Origin of the sequence: Variovorax sp. S12S4, from assembly GCF_023195515.1 — a bacterium.
Lineage (GTDB): Bacteria > Pseudomonadota > Gammaproteobacteria > Burkholderiales > Burkholderiaceae_C > Variovorax.
On sequence record NZ_JALPKR020000002.1, the window covers coordinates 1,435,137 to 1,457,566 of the forward strand.

26 protein-coding genes and 2 pseudogenes are annotated in these 22,430 nt (G+C 66.4%); 6 read left to right on the top strand and 22 right to left on the bottom strand.

Going from position 1 to position 22,430, the window contains the following annotated elements; genetic code table 11:
* Positions 1-17: 17 nt before the first annotated feature.
* From rplO to rplN, 10 genes are read right to left on the bottom strand one after another with little or no spacing between them, the layout of a single operon-like run.
* Complete coding sequence (rplO, locus tag M0765_RS07380) at positions 18-449, bottom strand: 50S ribosomal protein L15 (protein WP_126748522.1); 432 nt, start codon at positions 447-449, stop codon at positions 18-20.
* 11 nt (positions 450-460) lie between these two features.
* On the bottom strand, positions 461-646 hold the full coding sequence (gene rpmD, locus M0765_RS07385) for a 50S ribosomal protein L30 (protein WP_009124818.1): 186 nt from the start codon (positions 644-646) through the stop codon (positions 461-463).
* 35 nt (positions 647-681) lie between these two features.
* Complete coding sequence (gene rpsE / locus M0765_RS07390) at positions 682-1,200, bottom strand: 30S ribosomal protein S5 (RefSeq protein ID WP_042577478.1); 519 nt, start codon at positions 1,198-1,200, stop codon at positions 682-684.
* Positions 1,201-1,218: 18 nt separating this feature from the next.
* Positions 1,219-1,584, bottom strand: a complete 366-nt coding sequence (rplR, locus tag M0765_RS07395) for a 50S ribosomal protein L18 (RefSeq protein WP_157616839.1) — start codon at positions 1,582-1,584, stop codon at positions 1,219-1,221.
* Positions 1,585-1,598: 14 nt separating this feature from the next.
* A complete protein-coding gene (gene rplF / locus M0765_RS07400) occupies positions 1,599-2,132 on the bottom strand; it encodes a 50S ribosomal protein L6 (protein WP_009124809.1) in 534 nt (177 codons plus the stop codon).
* 24 nt (positions 2,133-2,156) lie between these two features.
* Positions 2,157-2,552, bottom strand: coding sequence for a 30S ribosomal protein S8 (rpsH, locus tag M0765_RS07405; RefSeq protein ID WP_021012928.1), 396 nt, complete (start codon positions 2,550-2,552; stop codon positions 2,157-2,159).
* Between the two features lie 20 nt (positions 2,553-2,572).
* A complete protein-coding gene (rpsN, locus tag M0765_RS07410) occupies positions 2,573-2,878 on the bottom strand; it encodes a 30S ribosomal protein S14 (RefSeq protein ID WP_258502860.1) in 306 nt (101 codons plus the stop codon).
* An 8-nt stretch (positions 2,879-2,886) separates the two neighbouring features.
* Positions 2,887-3,426, bottom strand: coding sequence for a 50S ribosomal protein L5 (rplE, locus tag M0765_RS07415; protein WP_013544114.1), 540 nt, complete (start codon positions 3,424-3,426; stop codon positions 2,887-2,889).
* A gap of 11 nt (positions 3,427-3,437) precedes the next feature.
* Positions 3,438-3,770, bottom strand: coding sequence for a 50S ribosomal protein L24 (rplX, locus tag M0765_RS07420; RefSeq protein WP_126748524.1), 333 nt, complete (start codon positions 3,768-3,770; stop codon positions 3,438-3,440).
* A 13-nt stretch (positions 3,771-3,783) separates the two neighbouring features.
* Positions 3,784-4,152, bottom strand: a complete 369-nt coding sequence (gene rplN, locus M0765_RS07425) for a 50S ribosomal protein L14 (protein ID WP_009124801.1) — start codon at positions 4,150-4,152, stop codon at positions 3,784-3,786.
* A 215-nt stretch (positions 4,153-4,367) separates the two neighbouring features.
* On the opposite strand from rplN, the gene M0765_RS07430 reads away from it, so the two are divergent.
* Positions 4,368-5,546: an esterase-like activity of phytase family protein gene (locus M0765_RS07430; RefSeq protein ID WP_258502862.1), complete on the top strand. Its 1,179-nt coding sequence runs from the start codon at positions 4,368-4,370 to the stop codon at positions 5,544-5,546.
* Positions 5,543-6,401 (top strand): annotated as a pseudogene (proC, locus tag M0765_RS07435) (pyrroline-5-carboxylate reductase). Before M0765_RS07430 ends, proC begins: the two are co-directional and overlap by 4 nt.
* A 6-nt stretch (positions 6,402-6,407) precedes the next feature.
* Here proC and M0765_RS07440 read toward each other — a convergent pair.
* From M0765_RS07440 to M0765_RS07465, 6 genes are all read right to left on the bottom strand, one after another.
* Positions 6,408-6,875, bottom strand: a complete 468-nt coding sequence (locus M0765_RS07440) for a MaoC/PaaZ C-terminal domain-containing protein (RefSeq protein WP_258502863.1) — start codon at positions 6,873-6,875, stop codon at positions 6,408-6,410.
* A 16-nt stretch (positions 6,876-6,891) separates the two neighbouring features.
* The gene (gene ubiA / locus M0765_RS07445; protein ID WP_258502864.1) at positions 6,892-7,752 is read right to left on the bottom strand and encodes a 4-hydroxybenzoate octaprenyltransferase; all 861 of its coding nucleotides are present in this window, start codon (positions 7,750-7,752) and stop codon (positions 6,892-6,894) included.
* A gap of 62 nt (positions 7,753-7,814) precedes the next feature.
* On the bottom strand, positions 7,815-8,390 hold the full coding sequence (locus M0765_RS07450) for a Dps family protein (protein WP_274708769.1): 576 nt from the start codon (positions 8,388-8,390) through the stop codon (positions 7,815-7,817).
* A 152-nt stretch (positions 8,391-8,542) separates the two neighbouring features.
* The gene (locus tag M0765_RS07455; protein WP_258502865.1) at positions 8,543-9,508 is read right to left on the bottom strand and encodes a LysR substrate-binding domain-containing protein; all 966 of its coding nucleotides are present in this window, start codon (positions 9,506-9,508) and stop codon (positions 8,543-8,545) included.
* Between the two features lie 70 nt (positions 9,509-9,578).
* Positions 9,579-11,627 carry an ATP-dependent DNA helicase RecG gene (gene recG / locus M0765_RS07460; protein WP_258508169.1) on the bottom strand — a complete coding sequence of 683 codons (2,049 nt, stop codon included), beginning with the start codon at positions 11,625-11,627 and terminating at the stop codon, positions 9,579-9,581.
* 70 nt (positions 11,628-11,697) lie between these two features.
* A complete protein-coding gene (locus tag M0765_RS07465) occupies positions 11,698-13,866 on the bottom strand; it encodes a TIGR01777 family oxidoreductase (RefSeq protein WP_446751541.1) in 2,169 nt (722 codons plus the stop codon).
* Positions 13,867-14,002: 136 nt separating this feature from the next.
* On the opposite strand from M0765_RS07465, the pseudogene queA reads away from it, so the two are divergent.
* The 3 genes and pseudogenes from queA (at position 14,003) to tgt (ending at position 17,476) form a co-directional block, all read left to right on the top strand.
* A pseudogene (queA, locus tag M0765_RS07475) lies at positions 14,003-15,045 on the top strand (tRNA preQ1(34) S-adenosylmethionine ribosyltransferase-isomerase QueA).
* Positions 15,042-16,283, top strand: coding sequence for a PQQ-dependent sugar dehydrogenase (locus tag M0765_RS07480; RefSeq protein WP_258502866.1), 1,242 nt, complete (start codon positions 15,042-15,044; stop codon positions 16,281-16,283). Before queA ends, M0765_RS07480 begins: the two are co-directional and overlap by 4 nt.
* Entirely contained in the window at positions 16,280-17,476 is a 1,197-nt protein-coding gene (gene tgt, locus M0765_RS07485) for a tRNA guanosine(34) transglycosylase Tgt (protein WP_258502867.1), read from the top strand. Before M0765_RS07480 ends, tgt begins: the two co-directional genes overlap by 4 nt.
* A 33-nt stretch (positions 17,477-17,509) precedes the next feature.
* Here tgt and M0765_RS07490 read toward each other — a convergent pair whose 3' ends face one another.
* The gene (locus tag M0765_RS07490; RefSeq protein WP_258502869.1) at positions 17,510-17,893 is read right to left on the bottom strand and encodes a hypothetical protein; all 384 of its coding nucleotides are present in this window, start codon (positions 17,891-17,893) and stop codon (positions 17,510-17,512) included.
* A gap of 126 nt (positions 17,894-18,019) precedes the next feature.
* Here M0765_RS07490 and M0765_RS07495 point away from each other — a divergent pair, with 126 nt between their 5' ends.
* Positions 18,020-18,808: an SDR family NAD(P)-dependent oxidoreductase gene (locus M0765_RS07495; protein WP_258502871.1), complete on the top strand. Its 789-nt coding sequence runs from the start codon at positions 18,020-18,022 to the stop codon at positions 18,806-18,808.
* Between the two features lie 68 nt (positions 18,809-18,876).
* On the opposite strand, the gene M0765_RS07500 is transcribed toward M0765_RS07495, so the two are convergent.
* From M0765_RS07500 to M0765_RS07520, 5 genes are all read right to left on the bottom strand, one after another.
* A complete protein-coding gene (locus M0765_RS07500; RefSeq protein WP_258502872.1) occupies positions 18,877-19,257 on the bottom strand; it encodes a DUF3597 domain-containing protein in 381 nt (126 codons plus the stop codon).
* A 90-nt stretch (positions 19,258-19,347) separates the two neighbouring features.
* Positions 19,348-20,457: a zinc ribbon domain-containing protein gene (locus M0765_RS07505; RefSeq protein ID WP_258502874.1), complete on the bottom strand. Its 1,110-nt coding sequence runs from the start codon at positions 20,455-20,457 to the stop codon at positions 19,348-19,350.
* Positions 20,458-20,507: 50 nt separating this feature from the next.
* Positions 20,508-21,311: a DUF2145 domain-containing protein gene (locus tag M0765_RS07510; protein WP_258502875.1), complete on the bottom strand. Its 804-nt coding sequence runs from the start codon at positions 21,309-21,311 to the stop codon at positions 20,508-20,510.
* Positions 21,308-21,775 (bottom strand): hypothetical protein, encoded by a 468-nt coding sequence (locus M0765_RS07515; protein WP_258502877.1) that lies wholly within the window; start codon positions 21,773-21,775, stop codon positions 21,308-21,310. Before M0765_RS07515 ends, M0765_RS07510 begins: the two co-directional genes overlap by 4 nt.
* Positions 21,776-21,828: 53 nt before the next feature.
* Entirely contained in the window at positions 21,829-22,332 is a 504-nt protein-coding gene (locus tag M0765_RS07520; RefSeq protein WP_258502879.1) for a YiaA/YiaB family inner membrane protein, read from the bottom strand.
* Positions 22,333-22,430: the final 98 nt, after the last annotated feature.

The following is a 22,430-nucleotide window of genomic DNA, read 5'->3' on the forward strand; positions in this document are numbered from 1 at the left end:
CTTTCAGTCCAGTGTGATCAGGCGATGCTGCCGCCGGCTGCTTCGATTGCAGCCTTGGCACCAGCGGTTGCGCCCACGCCCGTCAGCTTGACGGCCTTGGTGAGTTCACCGGTCTTGACGACCTTGACGACCTTGGCGAGCTGGCCCACGAGGCCGGCTTGCTTGAGCGCCAGGATGTCCACTTCGGCCAGGCCGAGCTGCTCGAGGGCAGTCAGCGTGACTTCGGCGTTGAACTTCAGCAGGTGCGACTTGAAGCCACGCTTCGGCAGGCGACGCTGCAGCGGCATTTGACCGCCTTCGAAGCCAACCTTGTGGAAACCGCCTGCGCGCGACTTCTGACCCTTGTGACCGCGACCTGCGGTCTTGCCGATACCGGAGCCGATACCGCGGCCAACACGGCGCTTGGCGTGCTTGGCGCCGGCTGCCGGCTTGATGCCATTGAGTTCCATATCAGTCTCTCTTATAGAACTTTGACCAGATAACTGATCTTGTTGATCATGCCGCGCACCGCCGGGGTGTCTTGCAGCTCGCTCACGCTGTTGAGCTTGCGCAGGCCGAGGCCACGCACGGTCGCGCGATGCGATTCCTTGGTGCCAATCGGGCTCTTGACCAATTGCACCTTGAGGGTTTGTTGTTGCGTCGTCATTTGAATGTTTCCTTCAGCCTTGCGAGAGCTTGCGCTCAGGCGAAGATTTCTTCGACGGTCAGGCCGCGCTTGGCAGCCACTTCGGACGCGGTCGTCGAGTTCTTCAACCCGTCGAGCGTGGCGCGAACCATGTTGTAGGGGTTCGACGAACCATGGCTCTTGGCCACGATGTCGGTGATGCCCATGACTTCGAACACGGCGCGCATCGGGCCGCCGGCGATGATGCCGGTACCCTTCGGGGCGGGGATCATGACGACCGAAGCGGCGCCGTGATGACCCGTCACGCGGTGGTGCAGCGTGCCGTTCTTGATCGAGATCTTGGCCAGGTTGCGACGGGCTTCTTCCATCGCCTTTTGCACGGCGGCAGGCACCTCCTTCGACTTGCCCTTGCCCATGCCGACGCGGCCTTCGCCGTCGCCCACGACGGTGAGTGCTGCGAAACCGAGGATACGACCACCCTTCACCACCTTGGTGACGCGGTTGATCGCGATCATCTTCTCGCGCAAACCGTCTTCAGGGCCTTCGTTCTGCGTTCTTGCTTGAATCTTTGCCATTTTGAATCTCGTGTCCGGTTAGAACTGCAGACCGGCTTCGCGGGCCGCCTCGGCGAGCGCCTTGACGCGGCCGTGGTACGCGAAACCTGCGCGGTCGAAAGCGACCTTCTCGACGCCGGCAGCCTTCGCCTTTTCAGCGATGCGCTTGCCGATGGCCGTTGCAGCGGCGGCATTGCCACCCTTGCCCGAGCCGCCAAGTGCAGCGCGCACTTCGGCTTCGGCCGTCGATGCGGTGGCGATCACCTTGGTGCCGTCGTCGGAGATGACGGTGGCATAGATGTGCAGGTTGGTGCGGTTCACCGTCAGGCGAGCCACGCCCTGCGTCGCGATGCGGATGCGGGTCTGGCGCGAGCGGCGAAGACGCTGTGCTTTTTTGGTCAACATCATTTTGCTGCCCCTTACTTCTTCTTGGTCTCTTTGATCACGATCTTCTCGTCCGAATAACGGATGCCCTTGCCCTTGTAAGGCTCAGGCGGACGAACAGCGCGGATCTCAGCGGCGATTTGACCAACGCGCTGACGGTCAGCACCCTTGATCACGATTTCGGTCGGGGTCGCGGTGGCCACCGTGATGCCTTGCGGCATGTCGATGTTGACCGGGTGCGAATAACCGACTTGCAGGTTCAACTTGTTGTTGGACGCTGCGGCCTTGTAGCCGACGCCGACCAGGTTGAGCTTCTTCTCGAAGCCCTTGGTCACGCCAACCACCATGTTGTTCACCAGCTGACGGATCGTGCCGCTCATTGCGTTCGCTTCACGCGATTCGTTGGCGGGTTCGAAGTTCAGCTTGCCGTCATTGCTGACGATCTTGACCAGCGCGTTGCGTGCGAGGTTGAGCGTGCCGCCCGTACCCTTGACGCTGATCTGGTCTTCCTTGATCGACACATCCACGCCTGCGGGGATGGTGATCGGCATTTTTCCTACTCGGGACATTTCAGTTACTCCTCGATGTCTCGGTTAGGCGACGTAGCACAGCACTTCGCCACCGACACCGGTAGCGCGCGCCTTGCGGTCGGTCATCACGCCCTTGGGGGTCGTGACGATCGCAACACCGAGGCCGTTCTGGACTTGCGGAATGGAAGCACTGGCCTTGTAAACGCGCAGGCCGGGGCGGCTCACGCGCTCGATGCGCTCGATGACCGGACGGCCAGCGTAGTACTTCAGGGTAATGACGAGTTCGGACTTGCCGTCTTCGGTCTTGACCTGGAAACCGTCGATATAGCCCTCGTCCTTCAGGACCTGCGAGATCGCGATCTTCACCTTGGAAGACGGGACCGACACAGTGGGCTTCGCCACCATCTGCGCGTTACGGATACGCGTCAGCAGGTCGGCAATGGGATCACTCATGCTCATGTTGTTTGCTCCTGCCTGGCTTACCAGCTGGCCTTGGTGACACCGGGGATGTCGCCATTGAAAGCCAGTTCGCGGATCTTGGCGCGGGCCAGACCGAATTGACGGAAGGTGCCACGGGGGCGACCGGTGATTTCGCAGCGGTTGCGCTGACGCGTGGGGTTCGCGTTGCGCGGGAGCTTTTGCAGGCCCAGGCGGGCAGCAGCGCGCTCTTCGTCGCTCTTCTTCACGTCGTTGGAAATTGCCTTCAGTTCCGCGTGCTTCGCAGCGTACTTGGCGACCAGCTTGTCGCGCTTGAGTTCGCGCTGGATCAAAGATGCTTTAGCCACAGATCACCTCAGTTCTTGAACGGGAAACGGAAACCAGCGAGAAGCGCCTTGGCTTCTTCGTCGGTCTTGGCCGTCGTCGTGATGCTGATATTGAGACCGCGCAGGGCATCGACCTTGTCGTATTCGATCTCGGGGAAAATGATCTGTTCCTTGACGCCGATGTTGTAGTTGCCACGGCCGTCGAACGCACGGCCGGAGATGCCGCGGAAGTCGCGAACACGCGGCAGCGCGATGGTCACGAAACGGTCCAGGAACTCATACATCTGCACGCCGCGCAGCGTGACCATGCAGCCGATGGGCTGGTTTTCGCGGATCTTGAAACCGGCGATAGCCTTCTTCGACTTGGTGACCACGGGCTTCTGGCCGGCGATCTTGGTGAGGTCGGCGACAGCGTTGTCGAGAACCTTCTTGTCGGCGACAGCTTCACCCACACCCATGTTCAGGGTGATCTTGGTGAGGCGGGGGACCTGCATCGGCGACTTGTAGCCGAACTTTTCCGTCAGGTCTTTCGCGATCTTTTCGCGATAGTGTTGTTGGAGACGTGCCATGTGAGTACCTCTTAGGCGAACTTGATTTCGTCGCCGCTGGACTTGAAGACGCGAACAGCCACGCGCTTGCCGTCAGCACCCTGGGTGATCTTGATGCCCACGCGATCGGCCTTGCCGGTCGCGGCATTGAAGATCGCCACGTTGGATTGGTGGATGGGCATGGTCTTCTCGACGATGCCGCCGGTCGTACCCTTGAGGGGGTTCGGCTTGGCGTGCTTCTTGACGATGTTCACGCCCTCGACGACGAGGTGCGAATCATCCTTGCGCAGCGACACGACGCCGCGCTTGCCTTTGTCGCGCCCGGCCAACACGATGACCTGGTCGCCTTTGCGAATCTTGTTCATGGCGTTGTTGTCCTTACAGAACTTCGGGGGCCAGCGACACGATCTTCATGAACTTTTCGGTGCGCAGCTCGCGCGTCACCGGTCCGAAGATGCGGGTGCCGATCGGCTCCAGCTTGGCGTTGAGCAACACAGCTGCGTTGCCATCGAATTTGACGAGGGAGCCGTCGGCGCGACGGATGCCCTTGGCGGTGCGGACCACCACTGCGCTGTAGATCTCGCCCTTCTTGACGCGACCACGCGGAGCGGCTTCCTTGATGCTGACCTTGATGACGTCGCCCACGCTGGCATAACGCCGCTTGGAGCCACCGAGCACCTTGATACACAGGACGGACTTCGCGCCTGTGTTGTCGGCCACTTCGAGCCGGGATTCAGTTTGGATCATTGCTAGTAGTTCCCAACTTGTACCGATGCGCCTCCAGGAGGGAGACGCTGCGGTCAGTCTTGGGCCCGTCGTCTGCACCTCGAACCACTCGAGGCACTTCCGCTTTGGGCTGAAAGCTTCGCCTTTTTGAAGCGAAGCCAGCGATTGTGGCACGCAGGCAAAAGGCTGTCAACTGCCTTCTGGCCCGGAAATGCGCTGGAACTAGACTTGGCGGCGTGCGCACCGTTATTCCAGCCCTCCAGGAAGTCCCTTCACCCGCGCGTCGCCGGCTGCTGCTGGCCGGCGGCGCCGCCGCTTTGGCAGGCTCGGGACTGTGGGGCTGCGGGAGTCCGGCGGTGCCGCTGCCAGGGGCGGGACGACTGCGTCGCATCGTGGAGGCCCACTGGCCGCACCGGCTGAATATACAGGGCACGACGGCGGGCGGCCTTTCCGGCGTGGACTACAACGCAGAAAGAAGCGAGTACTTGCTACTCAGCGATGATCGATCTGACTTGAGTCCGGCACGTTTCTATATCGCCTCCTGGCCCGCGCCCTGGACCGAGGCACCCGCCCCGCGAGATGTGGTTCAGCTGCAACGACCCGGCGGCGGCCCTTGGCCCGACCGGCGCCGCGCCGAGCCGGGCACCCCTGTGGCAGACCCCGAATCGCTGCGCCTGCGGCCAGGGGCCGGCACCCTGCTCTGGGTGAGCGAAGGGGACGTGCTGCGCGGATTCGGGCCCGCTCTCTATGAATCGGCACGCGATGGCCGCCTGCTGCGTGAATTCGCGCTGCCCGCCATGTTCAGCCCCGATCCGGCCCGGCAACGCGGTCCGCGCGACAACCTGGGTTTTGAAGGCCTCGCAGTGACGCCGGACGGCCGCCATGCCTGGCTCGCGATGGAGAACGCCCTGATCCAGGACGGCCCGGTTCCCACCACCCAAGCGGCCGGGGGCCCTTGCCGGCTGACCCAGGTCGACCTGGAAACCGGTCGGGCCGTTCGCCAGATCGCCTATGTTCCCGACCCGATTCCGCTGCGGCCGCTCCTCCCCGGCGGCCATGCGGACAACGGCATCAGCGAGATCCTGATGCTCGACAACAAGCGGATGCTGGTGCTCGAGCGCGCCTACGCCACTGGCGCCGGAAACTCGCTGCGCCTCTATGAGATCGAAACCCGCGACGCGACCGATGTGCTGAATACCGACGTGCTCGCCACAGGCAACCACCGGCCGGCGCCAAAAACGCTGGTCGCCGACTTCGCCTCGCTCGGCCTTTCGCGCCTGGACAACACCGAAGGCCTTTGTTGGGGCCCGGCATTGCCGGACGGCAAGCGCATGCTGGTCGTGGTGAGCGACGACAATTTCAACCCGCTGCAGACAACCCAGTTCGCGGCATTCGAATACACCGACCGACCATGACCATCGCAGTCACTTTCCTGCCCCGCACCGCGCCGGCCCCGCTTCCTCCCGTGGCCTTCATCGGCGGCGGCAACATGGCCAGCGCCATCATCGGCGGCCTCATCAAGCAGGGCACGCCCGCCGACGCTTTCGAGGTGGTCGAACCCTTCGAAGAAGCCCGCCAGAAGCTGGCGCAGTCCTTCGGCATCACCGCGCAGGCCGAGGCGAGCGAGGCCCCTCTCGCGCTGCGCCGTGGTGGTGTGGGCGGTCAAGCCGCAGACCTTTGCGGAAGCCGCCCGCCCGGTGCGCGCCTTTGCTGAAGACGCACTGCACCTGAGCGTCGCGGCGGGCATTCCGTCGGGCAGCATCGCGCGCTGGCTCGGCAGCGAGCGCTTGGTGCGCGCCATGCCCAATACGCCGGCGCTGGTCGGCCAGGGCATGACCGGTCTCTACGCGCGGCCCGGCGTGGACGCTGCCGACCGCGCACTGGTCGCGCAATTGCTGGCGCCCACCGGCGAGCTGCTCTGGGTCGACGACGAGGCCGCGCTGGACGCGGTCACGGCCATGTCCGGCTCGGGCCCGGCCTATGTGTTCTATTTCATCGAGGCGATGGCCGAGGCCGGCGTCGAAATGGGCCTTTCGTCCGACCAGGCCCTGCGGCTGGCGGTCGGCACCTTCACCGGCGCCTCGGCGCTCGCGCACAGCGCAACCGAGCCGCCCTCGGTGCTGCGCGAGCGCGTGACGTCGAAGGGTGGAACCACCTATGCGGCCCTCACATCGCTCGAGGGCGCCGACGTCAAGGCGAAGTTCAAGACCGCCATTCGCGCGGCCCAGCAGCGCGCCGCTGAACTGGGCGAGGAATTCGGCCGCGCCTGAACCTCGTCAGGCCGGCAATGCGCGCGGCCCGAGGAAGACCAGCCACTCGGCCGCGAGCGTGACGGTGCCGTCCTCGAGTTCGAGCAGCACCTCCTCCTTCAGCAGGAAGCTGTCGCCAGGCTTGGGCGTCACTTCGAGAATGCGCACCCGCGCCCGGAAGCGCGCACCCACCGGCATCGGCCTGACAAAGCGCAACCGGTCGAATCCATAGTTCAACGCGTGGTTCGCATCGAAGGGCAGCAACGTCCGCATGGCCTCGCCGGTCAGCCGGATCAGGTGCGACACCTGGAAGAAGCCCGGGACGATCGTTCCGCCGTAGTTCGCCTCGCGTGCGGCGCGCTCCGGGTCGAGGTGGATCCATTCGCCCTCTCCGTCGCCCGACAGTGCCGCATACCGGTCGACCATCTCCTGCGTGATGAGGTGCCATCCGGACAGGCCTTCCTGGCCGATCTTCTGCGTCAGGTGATCGAGCATGGTGCGTCCTGTCTGTCTAGCGAATGGCGTAGCCGGCCGCGATGCCGGCGAACACGGTGAAACCCAGCCAGTGGTTCAGCCGGAAGGCCTTGAAGCAGCCGTCGCGGGTGCGGTCGCGAATCAGCCGCCAGTGACAGCCCGCCTGCGCCGCGGCAATGGCAATGGCTGCAAAAACCACCCCGCCCAGCCCCCGGCTGGCACCGGCCCAGGCCCAGACCGCCAGGAACAGGCCGTAGCTCGCCATGACCGCGGCCACGTCGAAGCGTCCAAAAGTGATGGCCGAGGTCTTCATGCCGATCTTGAGGTCGTCGTCGCGGTCGACCATGGCGTATTCGGTGTCGTAGGCCAGCACCCAGAACAGGTTGCCGGCGAGCAGCCAGGCGGCGAACACCGGCACGGTGGACTGCACCGCCGCAAATGCCATCGGAATACCGAAGCTGAAGGCAATGCCGAGCACCGCCTGGGGAACCGAGACGAAGCGCTTGGCAAACGGATAGACCAGCGTGATGGCCAGCGCCGCGAACGACCACAGCACCGTCACCCGATTGGTCGTGAGCACCAGCGCAAAGGCCAGCAGCGCCAGCACCGCGCCCAGCACCAGCGCCTCCCTGACCGAGACCGCCCCGCTGGTGACCGGCCGCTGCGCGGTTCGCTTCACATGGCGGTCGAAATCGCGATCGGCCACGTCGTTGACGCAGCAGCCCGCGCTGCGCATCAGGATGGTGCCCAGCACGAACACGGCCAGCAGGTGCCAGCCCGGCCATCCCTCGGCCGCAAACCAGAGGGCACCGAGCGTGGGCCAGAGCAGCAGCAGCCAACCGGCGGGACGGTTCCAGCGAATCAGGTCGAGATAAAGCGCAAAACGGCGGGCGAGCATGCGGCAGGCAACAAAAGAGCGGCCATTGTGCCGCTCTCGGGGGTTCGGGTTTGCGTGCCCGCTCAGTCTTCGAGCAGCGAACGCAGCATCCATGCGGTCTGGTCGTGCACCGTGCAGCGCGCGGTCAGCATGTCGGCCGTCGGGTCGTCGCCGGCCTCTTCCGCCACCGGGATGAACTCGCGCGCGATACGCGACACGGTTTCGTGGCCCTTCACCAGGATGCGCACCATCTCCATTGCCTTGGGCGGGGTCTGCGGCACATCGGGCACGGTGGCGATCTTGCTGAACTCCGCATAGGAGCCCGGCGCATAGTGGCCCAGCGCGCGAATGCGCTCGGCAATGATGTCGGTCGCACCCCAGAGCTCGGTGTACTGCGTCATGAACATGGCGTGCAGCGAGTTGAAGTGCGGCCCCGTCACGTTCCAGTGAAAGTTGTGCGTGGTGAGATAGAGCGTGTAGGTGTCGGCCAGCACGCGGCTCAGGCCCTCGGCAATGGCGGCACGGTCCTGGCGCTCGATGCCGATGTTGATGATCGGCGCATTGCGGCTGCCCGACTCCTGGGCCACCAGGGCATCACCCTTCTTGGGCACCTTGCCCGATGAAGAGGACGACGACGCTTTCTTCGAATCTTTTGCCATGGCGTGAAACTCTTTCTTCAAGTTTTAGGGACACCGTTATTCTGAAAGCCGGCCCGCGGCTTCGCAACAGCGTCACTCTATCCCAGCGATGAATGAATTCGAATGGCCTCCACGTAGGCCAAGTTCGCGAGTTTGCCTCTCTTGCGGCAGCCTTATGACAGGCGCTTGACGCCCGGCAGCTCGCACGCATAAATGGCATTGCGCAACGCGGCAATCGCCTCGTAGCGCGTGAAGGTGCGGCGCCAGGCCAGCACCACGCGCCGCGTGGGCGGGTCGCGGTCCTGCGCGTCGCGCACCGGCAGGTAGCGCACCATCTGCTCGGGCTCCCTGCGGCCCTTGACCTTGGGCTTGAGCGCCTCGGCGGGCACCGAGAGGCGCGGCACCAGCGTCACGCCCATGCCCGACGCCACCATGTGCTTGATGGTTTCGAGCGACGAGCCCTCGAAGCTTTTCCGGATGCCCTCCGCATTGCTCGAAAAGCGGGCGAACTCGGGGCACACCTCCAGCACATGATCCCGAAAGCAATGGCCGGTGCCCAGCAGCAGCATGGTTTCGTTCTGCAGCTCGTCGGAGGTCACCGATTCCCGGTCCGCGAACTTGTGCTTCACGGGCAGCGCCGCCATGAACGGCTCGTCGTAGAGCGGCGCCATGGCCAGGCCCGTATCGGGAAAAGGCTCGGCCATGATCGCGCAGTCGATCTCGCCCGCGCGCAGCATTTCGAGGAGCTTGGCGGTGAAATTCTCTTGCAGCACCAGCGGCATCTGCGGCGTGCGCGAAATCACCTGGCGCACCAGATCGGGCAGCAGGTATGGGCCGATGGTGTAGATCACGCCCAGGTTCAGGGGCCCGGCCAGCGGGTCTTTTCCGCGCTTGGCAATTTCCTTGATGCTGGCGGCCTGGTCGAGCACGCTTTGCGCCTGCTGCACGATCTGCTCGCCCAGCGGCGTGACGGTCACTTCGCCCGCGCTGCGCTCGAAGAGCTTGACCTCGAGCTCGTCCTCGAGCTTCTTGATGGCCACCGACAGCGTCGGTTGGGAGACGTAGCAGGCCTCTGCCGCCTTGCCGAAGTGCCGTTCGCGGGCTACTGCGACGATGTATTTGAGTTCTGTGAGAGTCATAGCTTGCGTCAATTATGCGCAAGGGTGTGTGACCGGGCGCTGTCTGGGGTCGCCTTTCGGGTAAGGAGACCTATGCCTTCAGGTACTCGGCCTTGGTGCCGAGCCAGCGGTCGATATGCCGCTGCGCCAGGTCCGGGTGCTTTTCAAGCATGACGGGCGCGAGTTCGCGCGCCCAGTCGAGCAGCATCACATCGGTGGTCAGGTCGGCAAAGCGCAACAACGGCGCGCCCGACTGGCGTGCGCCCAGAAACTCGCCGGGGCCGCGAATCTCGAGGTCGCGGCGTGCGATTTCGAAGCCGTCGCTGGTTTCGGCCATGGCCTTGAGCCGGGCCCGCGCCGCCTCGCCGACGCGCCCGCTGTCGCCCGGCGCATAGAGCAGCACGCAGGCCGATGCCGCGGCGCCGCGTCCCACACGGCCGCGCAGCTGGTGCAGCTGAGAGAGGCCGAAGCGCTCGGCGTGCTCGATCACCATCAAGGAGGCGTTCGGCACGTCCACCCCCACCTCGATCACCGTGGTGCTGACCAGTACCTGGATTTCGTTGGCCGTGAAAGCCGCCATCACGGCCTGCTTCTCGGCGGTGGGCATGCGCGAATGCAGCAGCCCGACGTTGACCGCGGGGCCCAATGCGTCGGCCAGTTCGTCGCGCGTCTCGGTCGCGTTGCGCAGGTCGACGGCCTCGCTCTCCTCGATGAGCGGACACACCCAGTACACCTGCCGCCCCTGTTCGACCTGCGCCTGGATGCGATCGATCACCTCGTCGCGCCGGTGGTCGGCCACCAGCTTGGTGACGATGGGCGTTCGGCCCGGCGGCAGCTCGTCGAGCGTGGAGACATCCAAGTCCGCGTAGTAGCTCATCGCCAGCGTGCGCGGGATGGGCGTGGCGCTCATCATCAGCAAGTGGGGTTCGAGGTGCCCGACTGCCTTGCCGCGCAGCGCGAGCCGCTGGGCCACGCCGAAGCGGTGCTGCTCGTCGATGATCGCGAGCGCCAGGTTCTTGAAGCGTACCTTTTCCGAAATGACGGCATGCGTGCCGATCACCAGGGCTGCCTCGCCGCTTTCCACCGCGGCCGACATGGCGTCGCGCTCCTTCTTCTTCTGGCTGCCCGTGAGCCACGCCACGCGCAAGCCCCGCTCGGCCAGCAGCGGATCGAGCCAGCCCACCAGCTTGCCGAAGTGCTGGGCGGCAAGGATTTCTGTCGGCGCCATCAACGCGCACTGAAACCCCGCATCGATGGCCCGCGCCGCGGCAAGCGCCGCCACCACGGTCTTGCCCGAGCCTACGTCGCCCTGCAGCAAGCGGTGCATCGGAATCTCGCGGCCCAGGTCGCGCGTGATTTCTTCGCCCACGCGTTGCTGCGCGCCGGTCAGGCCGAAGGGCAGCACCGCAAGCAATTGCGCATGCAGCGAGCTCGGCTCCGGCTCAGTCGAAGAGGGCAGCGCCGGTGCGCGCTGCGCCGCCCGCTCCAGCCGCGCCTGCAGTTGCGAGAGCTGCTGCGCCAACAACTCCTCCGCCTTGATGCGCTGCCAGGCGGGGTGGCTGTGGTCCTCGAGCGTGGCCATGGCCACGTCGGGCGTGGGGTAGTGCAGAAAGGTCAGCGAACTGCGCAGGTCCCAGGCGCCTCGCAGGCCGATCTGCACCGGAATCGTCTCGTCGAGCACCGCACGCGCCAGGCCCGAACGCACCTCGCGCCGGAGCACGGGCTGCGGGAGTCCGGCCACGGTCGAATACACGGGCGTGAGTGCCTCGGGCAGCGAAGTGCCGGCCGCCTTGACGGTCGGATGCATGATCTGCCGCCCGACGAAGCCGCCGCGCATCTCGCCCCGCACGCGCACGCGCGCACCGACCGCGAGCTGCTTCTGCTGCGAAGGATAGAAATTGAAAAAGCGCAGCTGGCAGGTGTCGCTGCCGTCGTCGATGGTGGCAATCAACTGCCGACGTGGACGAAACACCACCTCGCACTCCGTCACCACGCCTTCGACCTGCGCCATGTCGCCGTCGCGCGTGTCGGCCAGCCGCACGATGCGGGTCTCGTCCTCATAGCGCATCGGCAGGTAGAGCGCGAAGTCGATGTCGCGCACCAGGCCGAGCTTGCGCAGTGCGCGCTGCACGGCGCTCAGGCCGGCGCCGGGCGGTTGCGCCGGCGCGGCGGGGGAGTCGGTTCTTTCTTTGCGGGCACGGGCAAGGCTTCTAGCGTGGACGGCAAAGGTCCGTCAAGGCGCTGCGGGCATCGGGAAACATGAACTGGAAGCCGGTGCGCAGCAGCTGCGCCGGCACTACGCGCTGGCCTTCGAGCAGCAGGTCGGCCTGCTCGCCGAGCAACCACTTCACGGGCGCGGCGGGCGTGGGCATCCAGCAGGGGCGATGCAACACACCGGCCGCGACACGGGTGAAGGCCTCCTGGCCCAGTGTGCCCGGCGCGGTGACGTTGAAGGCCTGCGCGGCGACGGGCCCGGAGGAAGATTCGGTCGCGGTCCACACGTGTGCGATGGCACGAATCAGGTCGTGCACATGCACCCACGAGAGCCACTGCCGCCCGCTGCCCAGGCGCCCGCCCATGCCGAGCTGCACCGGCATCAGCAACTGCGGCAGCGAGCCCTGGTGGCCCAGCACGAATCCGAAGCGCAGGCAGGCCACGCGAACGCCGTGCGGCACGGCCGCATGCGCCGCCTGTTCCCAGCGCTGGCACAGCGTCGACATGAAGATGCCTTGCGGCGGCGCGTCTTCGGTGAGTTCGGTGGTCTCGCCCTGCGGCTGCACGCCGTAGTAGCCGATGGCGGAGCCCGAGAGCAGCAGCCACGGCTTGCGCGGGCGCGCCGCAATCCATGCGACGAGTTGCTGCGTCAGCCCTTCGCGGCTTTGCAGCAGCTGCTGCTGGCGCCGCGCGCTCCAGCGCTGGCCTAGGATGCGCGCGCCCGCAAGGTTGACGATGACATCGATGGCGTCCGCCGCAGGAATCTGGTCGAGCGCCTCCACGCAGCGCACTGCGCCGCCGAAGCCCCAGGCGGCGGCGCGCGCGTTGCGCGTCCACACCGTTACCGCGTGGCCATCGGCCAGCAGGTGCCGCACGAGGATCTGGCCGATGAAGCCGGTGCCGCCCGTCACCAGCACCTGCCGCGGCTTCGTGCCGAAGTGCACCCGTGCCTGGGCGTCGCGCGCCTGCGCCTGCTTCTGCTGTTTGAACAGCGCGCGCGCCGCAAAGCCGTCGCGCAGGCCCGAGATGCCGACGCCCACGCCGCACAGCGCGAGGAAGGCGCTGAGCCAGCCGTGCGGCTGCCAGACCATCGCGGTCGATTGCGCGGCCCAGCCGACCGCGCTCATCGCCAGCAATACGATGAACGCGCCGGCGTTGATGGCCAGCACCGTGTGCGTCACGCGTTCGGTCGGCGGCAGCAGGCGGCTGCCGTCTTCGACCACGAAGTCCCACAGCGTGAGCACGATCTCGACGCCGAACACCGCGAGCAACACCCACGCCCACGCGCCGTGCCAGGCCCACGCCGACAGCCCGAGGAACAGCACGCAATAAATGGACGAGCGCGTGGCGTGGATCGCCAGTTCGCGCCCCGCCGTGCCGCGGCGCGGCAGGGCTTCTGTGCCTTCGTGGTGGTAGAGCGTGTCGAAAGCGCCCAGCGCGCCCTGCACCGCCATGAGCTGCAGGGCCAGCAGGTGCGTGTCGATCATGCGGCCACCGCCCGCCTGCGGCTGCGTCACTTCTTCGAATACGCCGACCTGCGTGAAGGTGGTGCCCATGAGGCAGTGGCGAATCTCGATGCGGATGTTGAAGCGCTCGGGCGTCTCGTTGTGGTGCCACAGAAAAGTCTTGCCCGGCGTGAAAAGGCCCGGCAGCGGAATGCGCCAGCCGAACAGTTCCCAGAAATAGCCGTCGCTCTGGAAATGCAGGCTGCCGTTGGCTTCCACGCTCAGCACCAGCTTCATGCCCAGCCCCATGCCCACGTACTCCAGCACCTCGCCGCGTTCACTCTCGCGCATGAAGCTGGTGAACTGGATGGGTTGGCGCCCATGCAGGCGGTAGATGCGCTGCTTGTAGATGGCCGGGTCGCCGGGCCGGGCGTAGACCTGGATTTCGACCGGGAAGTGGCTGTCGCTGTAGGGGATCAGCGCGCCCTGGATCATCGGCTGCGTGAGGTGCCCCAGCAGCTTGCCGAAGCGCGAGCAGCGCAGTTCGCTGAGCGCGCCCAGGTAGTGCAGCGCCTTGCCCGGCAAGGGGTTCTTGTCGAAGCGCCGGCGGATGTCGGGGTGCAGGCCCATCCAGGCACCGCCCAGGATCTTCTTGAAGAGCTCGCCTTCGGAAGGAGGAGCAGGGGACGGCGTGACACGCGCGACAGAGGAATCGACCATGCGTCGATTCTGCCTCGGCAACCCCGGGCCAACCCCTGAGCAGTGCTGTGATTCCGGGCCATGGGACAATCGCCGCTCTCCGCCTTTTTCTCTTCCCACGCCTCCTTGGCACGGGCCCGTCCGGCCCTCAAGTACCATGCGCGCCTTTACGCTTTCCGATTTCGATTTCGACCTGCCCCCGAACTGGTGGCGCAGCACCCGGCCACCGAACGCACTTCGTCCCGCCTGCTCGACGGCACCGACAGCGAGCCGGTCGACCGCATCTTCAAGAGCCTGCCTTCGCTGCTGCGCGCGGGCGACCTGCTGGTCTTCAACGACACGCGCGTGGTCAAGGCACGCCTCTTCGGCGAGAAGCCGACCGGGGGCAAGCTCGAACTGCTGGTCGAACGCGTGCTGCAGGGCAACGAGGTCGTCGCACACATGAAGGTCAGCAAGAAGCCGCCTGTGGGCACCACGCTGCAGATGGTGGGCGGCTTTCGCGCGACGCTGCTGGGCCGCTGGCCCGAAGAAGACGGCGCGCTGTTCCGTTTCAGCTTCGAGAGCGATACCGGCGAAGACCCCTACGCGCTGATGGCCCGCTGCGGCCACGTGCCGCTGCCGCCCTACATCACCCACACCGATTCGGCCGATGACGAGAGCCGCTACCAGACCGTGTTCGCGCGCGTGCCCGGCGCCGTGGCCGCACCAACGGCAGCGCTGCATTTCGACGAAGCGCTGCTCGACGAACTCGAAGCCCGCGGCGTGCAGCGCGCCAACGTCACGCTCCACGTGGGCGCCGGCACTTTCCAGCCGGTCAAGACCGAGAACATCGCCGAGCACACGATGCACGCCGAGCGCTACGAGGTGCCCGAAGCCACGCAGCGCGCAATTGCCGAGTGCAAGGCACGCGGCGGCCGCGTGGTCGCGGTCGGCACCACCACCGTGCGCACGCTCGAATCGTGGGCCAAGAGCGGCGAAACGAGCGGCGACACGCGCATCTTCATCACGCCGGGCTTCGCCTTCGAGCACGTCGACCTGCTGATCACCAACTTCCATCTGCCGAAGAGCACGCTGATGATGCTGGTCTCGGCCTTTGCGGGCTACGAGCGTGTGATGGCGCTGTATGCCCACGCCATTGCCCATCGATACCGCTTCTTCAGCTACGGCGACTCCATGCTGCTGGCGCGCTCTGCCCCATGAAGATCAAAGCCTCTCACCTTCGGCTGGCCGCACTCGGATGCGCGATGCTGCTGCCGACGGCCGGCCATGCGCGCGGCTACACGCCTCAGGGGCTCTGCGGCGAGTACGCGCGGCTCGACATCGGCAGCCCCGCAGGCACCTGCGTCGCGCTGCTGGCCGACGAGGCGCAGGGCCTGCGCGCGCCGCGTCGCATTCTCGAGGTCGCACCCGGCCGCTACTGGGTGGTCGACATGGGATCGTGGGAACCGCGCCGCGGCCGCCTGCTCGAGATGGTGCTGCCCACCGACGGTCCGGCACCGCGGCGCGCGCGCTTCAGCGTTCTGGCCGAGCAGCTCGACCGGCCCCTGGGGCTCGTCGCCGGACCTGACGGCAAGATCTACATCGGCGAATCAGGGACGGTCTGGCGCACGGCTATTCCTTCGCCCGGCGGCGCACTGCAGCGCGAAACGGTGATCGACGGGCTGCCGGTCGACGGCACGCATCCGCTCAAGGAACTGGCGTTCGGACCCGGCGGGCGCCTCTACGTGAACGTCGGCTCCGATTCCGATGCCTGCCGCGATACGTCGTCGAAGCAATACCCGCTGCCCTGCCCCGACTTGGCCGGACCGAAGCCGCGCGCCGCGGTGTACGAAGCCGTGCTCTCCGGGCCAGATTACAAGCTGCAGAGCTTCAAGCCCTTTGCCACGGGGCTGCGCAACTCGGTCGCATTGACGGTGCTGCCGGACGGCCCGGCCAAGGGCACCGTGCTGCAGGGCGAGAACTCCATCGACTACGAAGACGTGGGCCAGCCCCCCGAAGAGTTGAACCGGCTTCAGGCCGGGCGCGACTACGGCTGGCCCTACTGCGTCGGCAACCGCCGGCCCGCGCGCGGCTACGAGAACCGGCACGACTGCAAGGCCACCGAAGCCCCGCTGATGCTCTGGCCCGCGCACGTGGCGCCGCTGCAGATGATCGTCGGGCCCGCCGGCAGCCGCTTCGCCGGCCAGCTGCTGGTGGCGTGGCGCGGCCACCAGGCGCCCGGCCACCGCGTGGTGGGCTACAAGCTCGATGCGCGGGGCCTGCCGTCGGGCAAGCCGATCGAATGGCTCGCCGGCTGGAATCCCAAGCCCGGCATGCGACCCATGGGCCGCCCCACCGGCATCACCGTCGACCGGCAGGGCCGCCTGCTCGCGGTCGAAGACTTCAACCGTACCATCCTGATGCTGCTGCCGGACGCCGGCGCCGCCACCCAGAAATGACCGACACCACGTCCCTGCCGCGCCTGAAGTTCGAACTTCTCAAGACCGACCCCGACAGCCATGCGCGCCGGGCCACGCTCACGCTCAACCACGGCGTGGTGCAAACGCCGATCTTCATGCCCGTGGGCACCTACGGCACCGTCAAGGGCGTGATGCCGCGCAGCCTCGAAGAGATGGGCGCGCAGATCATCCTGGGCAACACCTTCCACCTGTGGATGCGCCCCGGGCTGGACGTGATGGCGAGCTTCGGCGGGCTGCACCAGTTCGAAAAATGGAACAAGCCCATCCTCACCGACTCGGGCGGCTTCCAGGTCTGGTCGCTTGGCGCAATGCGCAAGATCAGCGAAGAGGGCGTCAAGTTCGCATCGCCCGTCAATGGCGACAAGCTGTTCCTCACCCCCGAGGTCTCGATGCAGATCCAGACCATTCTCAACAGCGACATCGTGATGCAGTTCGACGAGTGCACGCCCTACGATACCAAGGGCCACATCACCACCGAAGCCGAGGCGCGCATCTCGATGGAGCTGAGCCTGCGCTGGGCCAGGCGCTGCCAGCATGAATTCGCACGGCTCGACAACCCGAACGCACTCTTCGGCATCGTGCAGGGCGGCATGTTCGAGAACCTGCGAGAAGAATCGCTCGCCGCGCTGGTGGACATGGATTTTCCGGGCTACGCCATCGGCGGCGTGAGCGTGGGCGAGCCCAAGGAAGAGATGCTGCACATCATGGGCCACACGCCGCACCGGCTGCCGGCCGACAAGCCGCGCTACCTGATGGGCGTGGGCACGCCCGAGGACCTGGTGCAGGGCGTGGCCGACGGCGTCGACATGTTCGACTGCGTGATGCCGACCCGCAATGCGCGCAACGGCACGCTGTTCACGCGCTTCGGCGACCTGAAGATGCGCAATGCGCGCCACAAGAACGACCCGCAGCCCATCGACCCGAGCTGCACCTGCCATGCCTGTGCGGGCACCTCGGGCGTGAGCTGGAACGACGGCGGACGCGAGGGCTTCAGCCGCGCCTACCTGCACCACCTGGACCGCTGCGCCGAGATGCTGGGGCCGATGCTCACCACCATCCACAACCTGCACTACTACCTGAACCTGATGCGCGAAATCCGCGCATCGCTCGAGGCGGGCACTTTCACGGCTTTCAGGGCGCGCTTCAAGGCCGACCGCGCGCGCGGCGTGTAGCCGCCGCACCGGGCCCGGTCGAACCGGCTCGCTCTACTTTGCAGCGGCGGGCGCCTTGACGGCAAGCGGCGTGGCGTACGGCTCGATGCGCAGCAGGTCGTTCTTGAAGACGGCCACCTGGCGCAGCGGCGCCTGCACCAGCGCACCTGCGGCATCTTTCTGCGATGCGTATTGCCAAAGCGTGAGCTGCCCCTTGGCCGCCAGCAGCTCGGCCAGGCGCTGCACGCCGGGGCCGGCCCCGGTGCCGAGCTGCGCCGCCTCCACCCCGACGATGATCTCGTCTTTCGGCGAGACCAGCTTGAAGAGCTGGATCGGCGCCGGCGCTTGGGCGCGGGCGGGCCGCACGGCGGCTGCCAAGGGCAGAAGCGCCAGGGCGGAAAGGCCGCTCAGCGCGCGGCGGCGGTAGGAATTGTTCATGGGCGACAAGCCTACCCACGCAGGCGCCCGCTGCCCACATGCCGGAAGCCATACGCCACGTACACCGGAGGTACGCAGGACTAAACCGGGTTCGCCTGCAGACGTACATCCGCTACGCTAAACGCCATGACCACCGCTTCTTCATCACCACCTACCGCATACACCGCCCGCTACCCCTCGCTGGCCGGCCGCACCGTGTTCATCTCCGGCGGCGCCACCGGCATCGGCGAAGCGCTGGTGCGGGCCTTCCACAACCAAGGCGCGAAGGTCGGCTTCTGCGACCTCGATGCTGCGGCGGGCCGTGCGCTCGCGGGCCAGCTCCAGGACGGCAACCCGGTGCTGTTCTGCGAATGCGACGTAACCGACACCGCGGCCCTCAGCGCCGCCATTGCCGCGGTGCGCGCACAGTTCGGCCCCATCGGCGTTTTGCTGAACAACGCGGCCAACGACCGCCGCCATGAAATGGCCGACGTGACCAGCGAAGATTTCGATCGGCTCGTGGCCGTCAACTTCAAGCACCAGTTCTTCGCCGCGCAGGCGGTTGCGGACGACATGCGCGCGCTGAGCGGCGGCTCGATCATCAACTTCGGCTCGATCAGCTGGATGATCAAGGGCCGGGGCTACCCCGTGTACCAGGCCTGCAAGGCGGCCGCGCGCGGGCTCACGCGGTCGCTGGCGCGAGACCTGGGCAAGGAGAACATTCGCGTCAATTCGATCGTGCCGGGCTGGGTCATGACCGAGCGGCAGATCAAGCTGTGGGTCAAGCCCGAGTCCGGCGCCGAGATCGATGCCGCGCAGTGCCTGCCAGGCCGCGTGATGGCCGAAGACATTGCCGCCATGGCCCTGTTCCTGGCCGCCGACGACTCAAGGATGTGCACCGCGCAGGATTTCGTGGTGGACGCCGGGTGGACCTAAGCCCTGTTGCTGATTTTTCAACGCAAAAGCCCGGCATGCCGGGCTTTTTGCTGGGTTGACGACGATGCTCAGTCGCGCAGTTCGGCCGGCACCTTGCCGCCGTTGGCAGCCAGCTTGGTCATGACCTGGCGGTGCAGCCAGATGTTCATCTTCGCGCTGTCGCTGGTGTCCGCGCCGTAGCTGAGCTCGGCCGCGAGCTGCTTGCGCGCGTCGAGGCTGCTGTCCAGGCCCAGCAGCTTCATCAGGTCGACGATGGAAGTGCGCCAGTTCAGGCTGCTTGCGCCGGGCATGCCGTCGAGCAGTGCCTCGACGTCGACCACGGTGATGGCCGCCGGCGGTGCCGCCGCAGCGGGTGCGCCGGCGGGCGCCGGTGCTGCCGGAGCAGCAGGGGCGGTGGCGGCGTTCGCGGACGGGAAAATCTTGGAAAGAATGCTGCCGAAAATGCTCATGCGTGTGCTCCGTCAATGTTGAGAACTGAAAACTTGCGGCAACAGTTGTGTCGCCGCCGGACGTTGTAGCACGGCCCTGCGGCGCCCCCGCTACACGGCGGGCCGAACCGCCGCGCCGGATGTGAACGAATCCGCAGACTCCGCGGCCGATGCGAGCGGCACCTGCGGCGCAGCGGACGTGCCGCAGGCGTGGCAGAACTTCGAGAACGCGCTCTTGCGGGTGTCGCACTGGCCGCAGTGGTCGAACAAGCCGATGCCGCAATGCGGGCAGAAGTCGATCTCGTTGTTCTTCAGGTCCACCGGCCGCTCGCAGCCGGGGCACACGTTCTTGCCGAGCCGCGTGAGCGCGGTGTCGTAGCTGAGCTCTTCGCGCCGCACCTGGTCGGGCTGCTGCTCGGCCAGCTTCTGGCGGGCAAGGTAGCGGTTCAGCGCGACGATGGCGTAGCGCCCCACGAGCACCGTGACCAGTATGCCCACCACGTAGCGCACGTAGCCGCCGTAGCTCGGCATGTAGGGCACCAGCTCGACGAAGAAAGCGAACAGCGCAAAGAAGATGAAGCCCCAGACAAAGGGCCAATAAGTGCCCTTGCGCTTCTTCACGAACAGCCAGCCTGCCACCGCCAGCAGCGGCAGCGTGAGCGCAAGCCGGTAGCCGAACACGCGCAATTCGACGCGGCGGTACTCGGCGTCCAGCTTGTCCTGTGCGTCGCGCTCCAGCACCGCCAGCGATTCGCGCGCACGCTGCTCGCCCTGCCGCGCATCGACCACGATCTGGTGCTGCGCATCCACCTTGCGCTGCACGGCGTCTTCCTTGTTCTTGAGCGCGTCGAGCGCCTTGGTGCGCGCGATGAGCTCCGTGTCCTGGTCGGGCTGCGCGGTGGCGCGCCGCGTGGCAATCCAATTGCCGAAGGTCTCGCGGGCGTTGGCGCTCGCCTGCTGCGCGGCACTGAGCTGCAGGCTGATCTGCTCGAGCTCCCGCGACGCGGCCAGTTCGGTCTTTTCCGCTGCCTTGATGGTCTCGCGCAGCGGCGCTGCCGCGGCGCGGTCGATGAAGTCGTCGAGTTCGAGCGCCCGCTCGACCCGCGGCAGATCGCCCACCACAGTACCGCCGAGCCCGATCAGGAAACTCGCGAACACCAGGGCCACCAGCCACAGGCCGCGGCGAAACCACTTCTCGGACAGACGCAATGACTTGCTCATTTGTCTTTTTCCTCTTTTTTTCTTCTGAAGCGCGCACGCTCCCGTTGCAACTACAGCTTGAAAGCCACCGGCGCCGCGCCGAGCCCCGCGCGCGGCAGCCATGCAAACACCGAATCGACCGTGACCGTTTCGATGCGGTCCGAGAACCGCTTGTCGTTCGGGTGATCGTCGAAGGCCACATTGGCCGACCCCACTCGGCCGCCCAGACGAGTGAGCGGGCCGAGCCGCAGTGTCGTCGGTTCGTAGCCCTTGAACTGCATCCACGCCTGCGCCTGCCCGCGGCTGCCGATGGTGGCCGGCTCCATGGCCGCGGCCAGCGTCTCGACGGCCCACTGGTTCGATTGCTGGTACTTCTGCCCCCACACGTAGCTCACGATGCTGTAGGGCGCCACGTTCAGCCGCACGATGCGGGGCGGCGGCTCTTGCAGTGCGGCCAGCAGCTGGGCCTGCACCTGCGGCGTGGGCACCACCCAGGCCGCCTCATAGCGCCAGAGGTCGTCCAGAAAGAACTCGCCGAGCCCCTGCCGGTACACCGCGGCCACGGCCGTGCCGCATTGGTTGAGCTTGTGCACCACGCGCCACGGGCCTTGCTCGGTCTTGTAGGCGATGCCCAGGTGCGAATAGCGCAGGCCGTACTTGCTCAGGTCTTGTCCGGCGCGGGCCAGCAGCACGACGCGGGCGCCGCTTGCATCCAGCTGCTGCGACGTGCGCTCGGCCAACTGCATGCCCTTGACAATCAACTCTGCCGTCGGCTTGGCCTGCTCGCAGGAGCGGCCGGCCTGCGCTTGCAGCGGCAGCGCCGTTGCAAGCGCCAGGAGCGCCGGAAATAGCGCCTGGACGAGTGCGCGCTTCACGACAGCCTCTCGTTGTGCAACAGCGCGCGGCCGATGGCATTGGGCACAAAGGCCAGCACGTCGCCCGCGGCGGACAGCACGATGCCGGTGCCGATCACGCTGACAAGCACGCCCGTGCCGACCGAGGCGGATACGCCGTTGGCGGCGCGGCCCATGACCTTGACGCTGGCGCGTGCGCCGTCCGAAGCGCGCTCCAGCACGTAGACGGTACCGTCGGCCGAAGCCTCGACCGCCACCACGGTGAGCACCGAGCCGCCCACCGAAAGCGCGGCAGGCACCGCGACCACTGCCGTAGCCGAAGCCCCGACGGCGGATGCAGCCCCCGCCACCGAGGCCACCGGTAGCAGCGAGAGGGCGGCCGAAGCCTCGGAAGCGTGGTTCTGAGCTTGGACGTGAAGGGGAAGCGCAGCACCTGCGAACGCGGTGCAGGCAGCGACCAGAAGAGCGGCAATCGACTTTTTCATGACGGTCTTTCGTTGGTTGAGATGTGGGTCAAAACAAAGCGAAGAAGCAGCGCTCATTCGGCCGAGCCGGCGGCAGCGGCTTCCTGGCGGGCGGCACGGCGGCCTTGCAGGCGCGCTTCGACAAGATCGGCTTCGTGGCGGTCGCGCAGCGTCTTCGCCAGCGTGAAGGCCGAGCTGATCAGGAACAGCCAGCTCACACCCAGGAAGGCCTTGTAGGCATCGTTGATCTCCATGCGGATCAAGCCCCAGCCGGTCAGGCCCATGGCGGTGAAGAAGCTGCCCCAGACCACCAGGCGCCACATCGGCACGTCGCGGCCTGCGGTGCCACCGGCGTCCGCGTGCTGGTTCTCGCGGATGAACTTGGCCAGCATGAAGGCGGTGCTCAGGCAGAACACATAGCCCATCACCATGAACGCGCGGTCCAGCGCCTCGCCCGGCAGCCAGCTCAAGCCGGTGGCACACAGGAACACGGCAATGGCGAAAGAAGCCCAGACCTGAAGCTGCCAGGCCCGCGTATCGCGTTGGATCGAAACGGTGGTGGAAGGGAAGGGTTGCATGAATGCCTCGCGGCGTAGTGAAGGTGGGCGAATGATGGTTCGCCCCCGCGCCGCGAGGATCAAATGCTTCGACCAGTTCTGGTTTGAGCCGCTATCGG